Consider the following 7,149-nt stretch of genomic DNA (forward strand, 5'->3'; position numbering starts at 1 on the left):
CGTATGCCGTCTTCTGCTTGGAAAAAAAAACAAAATTGCCGCAGGCTTGCCCGAAGGCAGCCAAGCGGCAAGGTTTATTATTCACTAAATCGAGCGGAAATGGTTCGATCTTTTTCTCGGACGTTTTCGGCATCTTTTGTGCGCTTCTCTTCGAGACGCTTGTCGAGCGCGTCATCGCTGAGCGCAAGAATTTCCGCTGCCAGTAATGCGGCATTCTTTGACCCGTTGATGGCAACGGTGGCGACCGGAATACCGGAGGGCATCATGACCGTGGAAAGCAGAGCATCCATGCCGTCCAGTGCTTGTGAGGTGCAGGGAATACCAATGACGGGAAGGGTTGTGTTTGCGGCAAAAGCACCGGCAAGATGCGCAGCCATGCCTGCTGCGCAGATGAGTACACCAAAGCCGTTTTCTTTGGCGTGTATCGCAAAGTCGCGCGCTTCTTCCGGCGTGCGGTGCGCAGAATAGACGTGTACCGCAAAGGGAATCTCCAGTTCTTTGAGAACACCCACAGCCTTTTCCATGATGGGCAAATCGCTGTCGCTGCCCATGATTAACGCTACTTTCTTCATGATAACTCCTTTCGTTAAGCCTGCGGCAACGCCGCTTTGGAAACGATCGTTTCTTCCTCGTCGGAAAGAACAGGGCAAAGAATCACTTTTTTTCGCGCATTCCCTGATGAATCTCGGTTGCCAGGAAGGGGATGGTTGCCAACAAAAGCGTGGGTACCCATTCCTTAAGTGTCATAAACGACACGCGGAACAGCGTGGCAAGGAAGGGAATGTAGAGCACGATGAGCAGCAAGGATACCCCGATGAGAATCGCCATATTCATGGATTTGTTGGAGAACCAACCGATTTCGCCCATGGTTTGTGTCTCGGATCGGGCAGCCATAGCACGGAAGAGCTCCGCCAAAATCAGCGTGGCAAACGTCATTGTGCGTCCTTCTGCCAACTTCTCTTCGCCGCTTAACCCATGACCAAAGTAGAAGTAACCAATCGCAAAGGCGGCAAGGGTCGCCACACCAATGGCAATCGCCTGTACCACAATGGAAGACATTTCCTTTTTGCCGATGATGGCTTCTGCCGGATCGCGTGGCTTCTCGTTCATCACGCCTTTTTCACCCGGCTCCATGCCCAAAGCAAGCGCCGGCAACGAGTCGGTTACCAGATTTAGCCACAGAAGCATGATGGGCGACAGCGGCGTCGGAAAACGAAGACCACTGTTAGAGAATACCAAAATGAGGTCAATAATCATAGCGGCGGCGACGACAATTATCTCTCCAATGTTGCAAGAAAGAAGAAAGTTGACGAATTTTTTGATGTTGGCGTAGATGATGCGTCCTTCTTCCACCGCATTGACGATGGTAGCAAAGTTATCGTCGGTTAAAATGACCTCTGCCGTATTTTTCGCCACGTCCGTTCCGGTGATGCCCATAGAAACGCCGATATCCGCACGTTTAATTGCCGGCGCATCGTTTACGCCGTCACCCGTCATTGCGGTAATTTCACCATTTGCTTTTAGCGCATCGACAATCTGCACTTTATTTTGCGGAGAAACGCGGGCAAAAATGCGTTTTTCTTTTACGATTTCCCGAATTTCCTCTTCGCTTTTGTCGTTCAGTTCTGCCCCCATAATAGCTTGCGATTCGTGATCGGCGATACCCAAGTCTTTCCCGATGGCATAAGCCGTTTCCAGATAATCGCCGGTAATCATCATCGTAGTGATGCCTGCTGAACGGGTTTCTGCAATGGCGGCTTTCGCTTCCGAACGCGGCGGATCAATCATGCCGGTCAGACCGACAAAGACCATATCGCGCTCGACATTTTCCGGCGTTTGGCGTTCTTTTTCGGGAAGCTCTTCCCAGCTGCGATAGGCATAGGCAAGGCAGCGCAACGCTTGGCGAGCATATTCCGAGTTCTTGGCTAAAAGTTCATTTCGAATTTCCGGCGTGAGAGGCTGTTCTTTGCCGTCCAGAAGAATGCGGTTGCAGTAGTTGATGACGATATCCGGCGCCCCTTTGGTGAAAGAGGCGATGGCGTTTTCAAAGTAGTTTTCATTGAACGTGGTCATCATCTTGCGCGACGAATCAAAGGGAATTTCATCCACACGGGGACTGCGGGCGGCAAGTTCTTCAGGAACAATGCCGGCTTTGTGCGCCATGGTGAGTAATGCGCCTTCCGTCGGATCCCCGATGGTGGTGTTGCCTTTTTGTTCATCGGCAACAATTTTCGCATCGTTCGCGGAAGCGGCGATGACGATAAGCGTCTCCAGCATTCGATCGTCCTCGGTGGTGACTTTCTTGCCATTAAACAGCAAATCGCCGACCGGAGAATAGCCAATACCCGTAACTTCTAAATCTTTGCCGTTCGCAAAAATCTTGGTGACCGTCATTTCGTTTTGCGTCAAGGTGCCGGTTTTATCGGAACAGATAACGGTCGTCGTGCCGAGCGTCTCGACGGAGAGCAGTTTTTTGACGATGGCATTGCGTTTTGCCATGCGATTCATGCCGATGGAAAGAACAATGGTGACGACGGCGGTCATTCCTTCGGGGATGGCGGCAACGCCCAGCGATACGGCGGTCATGGCGATGCGCAAGGGTTGTTCGCCGCTAATAAGCCCTAATACAAACACAAAAGCGGAAACGGCAAGCACCATACGACCAAGTACACCGGAAAGTTGATTCAGCTTCTTCTGTAAAGGCGATGCCTCTTCTTCATAGGCTTGAATCGTATCGGCAATTTGACCGATTTCCGTGTCATGCCCTGTCGTGGTAACGATGCCGCGACCATGCCCATACGTGACAATGGTCGAGGAAAACGCCATGTTCTCACGGTCGCCGATACCACGTTCCTCGGAAAACAGAGCTTTTGCCTGTTTTTCGGCGGCAACGGATTCTCCGGTGAAAGAGGATTCATCAATTTGCAAGTTAGACGATTCAATCAAACGCAAATCCGCCGGTACAATATCTCCGGTTTCCAGCAAAACCAAATCTCCCGGCACGAGCTCTTCCGCTTTTACACTGACCACTTGCCCGTTACGAATGGCTTTCGCGTTGGGGGAACTCATTTTTTGCAAGGCCGCGACGGAATCTTCCGCCTTTCCTTCTTGATAGATGGATAAAATCGCGTTCAAAATAACGATGGCGATGATAATGAGGGCTTCCACGCCGGAATCGGTGAGGGCGGAGATAATCGCCGCCGCAATGAGGATGAGAACAAGCGGATCTTTCAACTGGTTGATGAATTTTTCGATGAGCGGTGTTTTTTCCGCTTCCTTCAGTTTATTCGGCCCGTATTTTTCTAAGCGTTCGGGAATTTCCTGCAGCGCAAGACCGTTGGTTTGACTTGTCTTGAGCTCCTGTACCACCAAATCGATGGACTTTTGATACCACTCCATGGTACCTCCTTTATGTTCGGTTACTGTTCTTCTCTTCGATCCTTCTTTGGCACAGAAAAAAGTACTATTGCACCGGAAAGACCGCACTGAGTCTCGCTTACCTGCCTACACAGGTCTCGAACCGAACATCAGGATGTCGGGTTGACGATTCGATATTCATAAGCTACTCCCTCATGCTCTATTATAGCGGAAAGGGACGAAAAGGGGAAAAGACCGAGAAAAAGTCACTCCGTATGATACAATAACCGCGACGTTTATAAAGAAGAAAGAAGGATGAATGAGATTATGTTCTCTGGCATCCGGCTCAAGCGGAAACAGCGTATTGATTCAATCGGAACACGCGACAATTCTCATTGATGCCGGATACAGTGCAAAACGAATTGAAAATTTATTGCGCACCGTGGGCGTGCATCCGAAAAAATTGGATGCCATCTTGGTGACGCATGAACATTCGGACCACATTGCCGGGCTTGGCGTGCTGACAAGACGCTATCATCTGCCTATCTACGCGAATGAAAACACGTGGCTTGCCATGGAAAAAAAGGTGGGAAGGCACCGTGACCGCGATCATGTTGTTTTTCGAAACAAACAGCCTTTTCAAATCAAGGACATGATGATTTTGCCCGTCCCTATTCACCACGATTGTGCGGATCCGGTGGGGTATGCGATTCGTTGTGGGAAGGAAAAAATAGCAGTTCTTACGGATACCGGCATCGTGGACACCTACATGCTCAACGCAATGCGAGGGGCAGATATTTACTACCTTGAAGCAAATTACGAGGATCTGCTGCTTCGCCACGGTTCCTATTCGCTTTGGTCAAAAAGACGCATCTCCTCTGAAGTGGGGCATCTTTCCAATCAACAATCGGGAGAAGTCCTAAGCGAGTGGTTGGAGGGACGAGGCGAAGAGGTGCTTTTAGCGCACATGTCCATCAACAACAATACGGAAGAATGTTGTTTGCATACGGTATCGCAAGTGCTCACGGAGAATGGTTTTGTTGTGGGCGAGCATGTCCATGTCCATATTGCGCCACGATGCGTACCGTCCGGTTTCTTTGATGCGGATGCGATGGGGCGCGTTTCGGAAAAGCAGCCCAAGGCAGATATGGCGTGTTTTTGTTCTTCGGCGGTGCCGAAAATTGCCGAAGGAGCGCAGGGATGAACATCACGATACTTGCTGTCGGTACCGTCAAAGAACCATTTTATAGGCAGGCGGTAAACGAGTATTGCAAACGTCTGCGTCCGTATGCGACGCTTCGTATTATCGAGATTTCCGAACAGGCGCGTCCGGAAAAGGCGAGTGAAAAGGAAACGGAACAGGCGCTGGAAAAAGAGGCGGAACGCATCCGAAAGGCGCTGCCCAAAGAAAGCTGTGTGGTTTCGCTTTGTATTGAAGGAAAACAGCAGGATAGCGTCTCCTTTGCGACGCATCTTGACCATTGGGCGGTAGAAGGCGGATCCGCCATTACCTTTATTATCGGTGGAAGCGATGGACTGGCGCCATCGATAAAAAAACTGGGAAAGCAGTTGTCCTTTTCTCGTATGACGTTTCCCCATACGCTTATGCGGGTTATTTTGCTGGAACAGATTTATCGTGGCTTTCGGATTTTGCATCACGAACCATACCATAAATAATGGAGGAATCATGGGAGAAACGTTGAACCAAAAAACGATTTTGCCGCACAGAGAAGAGACGACAAACATAGAGAAAGAAACGAAAAACGAAGGGCAAACGCTAAAAGAGGAGCAAACTGTCGCGATGAGCGAGTTTTGGCAAAAACGCCGCGAAGAGGTGCCGGAAGAATTTACGGTGACGGTCGAGCCCTTAGAGGGAGAAACGCACGAAGAGGCGGTGGCACGTCTTTACCCGGATACGTATCGACTTTTTGGAAAAACACTGAAACCGAAAAAAGAGATTGAGCACGCAATTCAAACGACCTATCGTGGGCGGTTGGTTTCCAAATTCCATAAAGCCTTAAAAACCTACGAAATGCTACAGCCGGGTGACGTGGTGGGGGTAGCCATTTCCGGAGGAAAAGACAGCCTTTTGCTGGCGAAGCTGTTTCAATCGTTAGTGCGGTATTCGGCGATTCCCTTCACGGTGAGATTTCTTGCCATGGATCCGGGGTATGCGCCTTTGAACCGGGAGAGACTGCTGTTTAATCTGTCGTGGCTTGGGATTCCGGCGACGGTATATCGTTCGGATATTTTTCAAGTGGCAGATGAAATCGCGGATGCGCCCTGCTACCTATGTGCTAGGATGCGACGCGGTTTCCTCTATGATCGTGCGAAGCAACTCGGATGCAATAAGTTGGCGTTGGGACACCATTTTAACGACGTGATTGAAACGACGCTGTTAAACGTCCTTTGGTCAGCCAACTATAAGAACATGATGCCGAAAATTGTGGCGCGGAATTTTGACAACATGGAGCTCATCCGCCCCTTGTACTTTGTAGAAGAGAAAAGTATCATAGCATGGCGTGATTTTGCAGGGATAAAGCCCCTCGATTGTGCGTGTGTGGTTACGCAGCAAAAGGTGGATTCACAGCGTCGCAATATTAAAGCGCTCATTGAGTCGTTGAAAACGGTGAATCCCAACGTGGAAAAATCCATCCTGCGCAGCGGTGAAAATGTTGCGCTGGATGCTATCTTGGGCTATACCCTGGAGGGAAAGAAACATTCTTTCCTGGAACACTATAATCAGGAGGATGCATGGACATCATCATCAACTTTATCAAAGTAACGCTTCTGTCTATCATTGAAGGCGTTACCGAATTTCTGCCCGTCAGCTCCACCGGCCATCTTATTTTGGCAAATCAGTGGATTGGCTTGGAACCGCAGAGCTTTGCGAACGCATTTAATATTATCATTCAGCTCGGCGCCATCCTTTCGGTCATTGTTATCTATTGGAATCGGCTGAATCCTTGGCATAGCGAAGACCCTCGCTTCGCACAGAAACCCAAGCGCTATGCACAGTGGAACAAGCAAACGCGCCTTTACTATAATGTGACACATGTGAATCCTCGTACGATGGCACTTTGGATTCGTGTGGTGGTTGCCGTCATTCCTTCAGCGGTGGTGGGCATTCTTTTTGACGACATAATCGATGAACATCTCATGACGACTCCGGTCGTCACGTTTACATTGCTCCTCTACGGCGTTTTGATGATTGTGGTGGAGAATTGGAATGCCAAGCGGGAAAATACGCAATATGCGGATCCGCTGGATTTCAGCCTGAAAACCGCCTTTATGATCGGGCTTTTTCAATGCCTCGCTTTAGTGCCGGGGACGTCTCGTTCGGCGGCAACCATTATTGGCGCGATGGTTTTGGGCAGCTCGCGCGTGGCGGCGGCGGAGTTCAGCTTTTTTATGGCGATTCCGTCGATGATGGGGGCAACGCTTTTGAAAGTGGTGAAAAATGTCGGCAACTTCTCTATCGCACAATGGTTATGGATTGCCCTTGGCTTTGTATTGTCCTTTCTCGTTGCCTATGTGGTCATTCAAAAGTTCATGGCCTATATTCAGAAGCGGGATTTCAAAGTCTTCGGCTATTATCGCATTGGTTTGGCAGCGTTGCTGTTGCTTTATATGATTTTGGGAATGTGATAAGATAAGCGCATCCGTTGTCGCACGGAATAGCCAAGGCGGTGTATGTATCATTCCACCCTATTTTTCGTATGTCGTCATCTTCCTGCGAGAAAAGAATGGAGCCAGATGTCGCAGACGCTGGAGCCGCAAGTGCGGCCTTAC

General features: G+C 49.7%; 6 protein-coding genes. 4 read left to right on the forward strand and 2 right to left on the reverse strand.

The genetic code is table 11. The features are described 5' to 3' along the window. Positions 1-77: 77 nt before the first annotated feature. Positions 78-572, reverse strand: a complete 495-nt coding sequence (purE, locus tag RDL68_RS05690; protein ID WP_308540715.1) for a 5-(carboxyamino)imidazole ribonucleotide mutase — start codon at positions 570-572, stop codon at positions 78-80. 82 nt (positions 573-654) lie between these two features. Then, on the reverse strand, positions 655-3,399 hold the full coding sequence (locus tag RDL68_RS05695) for a cation-translocating P-type ATPase (RefSeq protein ID WP_308540716.1): 2,745 nt from the start codon (positions 3,397-3,399) through the stop codon (positions 655-657). Positions 3,400-3,676: 277 nt separating this feature from the next. Between RDL68_RS05695 and RDL68_RS05700 the strand changes: the two genes are divergently transcribed. The 4 genes from RDL68_RS05700 to RDL68_RS05715 are packed head-to-tail and all read left to right on the forward strand — an operon-like array spanning position 3,677 to position 7,005. After that, positions 3,677-4,561 carry an MBL fold metallo-hydrolase gene (locus RDL68_RS05700; RefSeq protein WP_308540717.1) on the forward strand — a complete coding sequence of 295 codons (885 nt, stop codon included), beginning with the start codon at positions 3,677-3,679 and terminating at the stop codon, positions 4,559-4,561. After that, a complete protein-coding gene (rlmH, locus tag RDL68_RS05705; RefSeq protein WP_308540718.1) occupies positions 4,558-5,034 on the forward strand; it encodes a 23S rRNA (pseudouridine(1915)-N(3))-methyltransferase RlmH in 477 nt (158 codons plus the stop codon). The genes RDL68_RS05700 and rlmH overlap by 4 nt, the downstream gene beginning before the upstream one ends. 10 nt (positions 5,035-5,044) lie before the next feature. Further along, a complete protein-coding gene (locus tag RDL68_RS05710; RefSeq protein ID WP_308540719.1) occupies positions 5,045-6,142 on the forward strand; it encodes an ATP-binding protein in 1,098 nt (365 codons plus the stop codon). Beyond that, positions 6,118-7,005 carry an undecaprenyl-diphosphate phosphatase gene (locus RDL68_RS05715; RefSeq protein WP_308540720.1) on the forward strand — a complete coding sequence of 296 codons (888 nt, stop codon included), beginning with the start codon at positions 6,118-6,120 and terminating at the stop codon, positions 7,003-7,005. The genes RDL68_RS05710 and RDL68_RS05715 overlap by 25 nt, the downstream gene beginning before the upstream one ends. Positions 7,006-7,149: the final 144 nt, after the last annotated feature.

The sequence above is a fragment of the uncultured Murdochiella sp. genome, from assembly GCF_902488755.1.
Taxonomy (GTDB): Bacteria; Bacillota; Clostridia; order Tissierellales; family Peptoniphilaceae; genus Murdochiella.